Here is a 2216-nt window from a genome sequence, read left to right on the forward strand (position 1 = left end):
TGTGAATTATTTATTTCTCATATGATAGTAATGAACTATTCTTTCTTTGTTTTAAAAGATAGTCCTGATGAAATATTGTTTTTGAAATACTTTTTAGAAAATGATGAAAAATCATTTATCAAGCTGTTATCATTAGTAATAGATATTGGTTTTTATGTATCAGAGGATGATTTCGATGGGTTACATATAGAAAAATATCTAGAGAAAATAGAAAAAAGCGATTTTTTACTTGATAGATAATTGAAGGTTCTATATGTAATAAAAATTAATATAACTCTATAAAGTTTTTGTAAGCGTCCAGTGTTCCCATCTTTTTGTCATCTAATAAAGAAATCTGGGATCACTGGGCGTTTATTTTTTAGGGAGAAGAAAATTGCGAGTTTGATGATTGCAATTCGTCGGCCAGTGGTTGGATGAAGAGAGTGGTCTCTTCTATAATCGGTTCAGATATTATTCACCTATAGCGAGCTGTTACCTAACACCAGATCCGATAGGCATTCAAGGTGGAGTCAATACTTACGGTTATGTATCAAATCCAACGGGAGAGATTGATCCTCTGGGATTGGCGAAGAAAAAAACGAAGGAATATCATATGATACTTCAGAATCGAAAATCAAAGGAGTGAAATGATAAATAGATCAGGATACTATTTTAGTACTTGTCAGCTCTTTTTAACTCATAAAACATTCCCTCAAACCCAACCCATCAGACAAAAGGTATTCTGTTTCCCACTGAAAAACAGATATCAATCACATTTCACTCATTAAAAATAGCGGATAACACGAGTTATTTGTTCATACAATTACATTGGGTCAAGAGGCAACAAGCGAACATAAAATTAAGAGGTGCAAGAATGATAACTCAGGATGAAAAAAAGCAAGTATCTGACTGGTTTCCAACGCTAACATTACCCAGGCCTGAAGATAGTCATAAAGGTACTTTCGGGACTCTGAATATTATCGGCGGGGCTGAAACTATGAGTGGCGCTTGTGTTCTTACGGGTACAGCTGCGTTAAAGAGCGGGTGTGGGAAGGTTATTATCGGTTTTAATCAGGAGCCGCTAGCTGTTCAATTGATAGATTCTGTACCGGAATTGATATTGAATAAAGCCAGCCAGCTTTTTGAAGGCGAGCTTCCATCTGCGTGGGTAATTGGTTGTGGGCTAGGGACTTCTACTGAGGCGGTTAGTTTTATACAGAAAATGATCAACTATACCCATCAAGGTGAAAAAGTACTGGTTGATGCTGATGGTTTAAATATTTTGGCAAAATTTCCAAGCAAAATTGCTCTTTCGGACAAAACTGTTATCACTCCTCATGCGAAAGAAGCATCAAGATTGTTACAGACAGACTCTCAGTCTATCCAGTCTGACAGGCTGGGTTCAGCACAGGCCTTGAGTGCCCGATATGGTTGCTGGGCGGTACTTAAAGGTCATCGTACCGTAATTGCTGCACCGGATGGGCGAACGTGGATAAATGAAACAGGTAATAGTGGCTTGGCGACTGCTGGTAGTGGGGATGTACTTTCCGGTATTATCGGTAGTCTGCTGGCTCAGGGTATTCCATTTGAGGAAGCGGTACGAGCAGGGGTTTGGTTACATGGTAAAGCGGCTGATATGCTGGTTGCGGATGGGATCGGTCCGATAGGTCTGACAGCCCATGAGATTATTGATTATGTCAGAAAGATAAGAAACCAAATAACTAATCACGATATATGATGGCTGAATTAAAAACTGACTATTAAGGGGCGACGACAATGATGAAAAAAATACTGTTAGCTTTTATGCTCTTCATATTTTCACAGGTATCATTTGCAGATGATGCAACTATTTTTGAGACAAAGACTTATCACGTTGCTATTTATAGTTTTTGCCCTGAAGGATATGTAAGTTGCGAGGATGTGGAGTCTGTTATAACAAATAAGAAAGACCATACTTCACTGACAATAAAAGGACACACTATGAATAGAGATTGTGACACAGGGAGTTGTTCTTTCTATGGATATATGTTTAAGCATAAAAATATGACATATACCATTTACCAACAAGGTATTTTATATATTTCAAAAGATGGGAAGTTGGTTTTTTCAGAGGATGGTGTATTTAATTATTGATTTTTAGTGTTATTAACTATGATATTTAATGTATATTAAAAATATCACCAGTTTAATTAGTGACGTTACTTATTGCTTCTATTTTATATAATGGTTTATTGGTT

3 protein-coding genes and 1 pseudogene are annotated in these 2216 nt (G+C 36.7%); all 4 read left to right on the top strand.

Annotation, left to right across the window (positions count from 1 at the left end; all coding sequences use genetic code 11):
* The coding region (locus tag AACX68_RS06325; protein WP_228860834.1) for a hypothetical protein at window positions 1-240 on the top strand (240 nt) is incomplete at its 5' end.
* Window positions 241-388: 148 nt separating this feature from the next.
* Window positions 389-568 (top strand): annotated as a pseudogene (locus tag AACX68_RS20130) (RHS repeat-associated core domain-containing protein); the annotation flags it as partial.
* 285 nt (window positions 569-853) lie between these two features.
* The gene (locus AACX68_RS06330) at window positions 854-1717 is read left to right on the top strand and encodes an NAD(P)H-hydrate dehydratase (protein WP_228860835.1); all 864 of its coding nucleotides are present in this window, start codon (window positions 854-856) and stop codon (window positions 1715-1717) included.
* Between the two features lie 38 nt (window positions 1718-1755).
* Complete coding sequence (locus AACX68_RS06335) at window positions 1756-2112, top strand: hypothetical protein (protein WP_228860836.1); 357 nt, start codon at window positions 1756-1758, stop codon at window positions 2110-2112.
* The last annotated feature ends 104 nt before the right edge of the window (window positions 2113-2216 follow it).

This window comes from Xenorhabdus sp. PB61.4 (assembly GCF_963894935.1).
GTDB lineage: Bacteria > Pseudomonadota > Gammaproteobacteria > Enterobacterales > Enterobacteriaceae > Xenorhabdus > Xenorhabdus stockiae.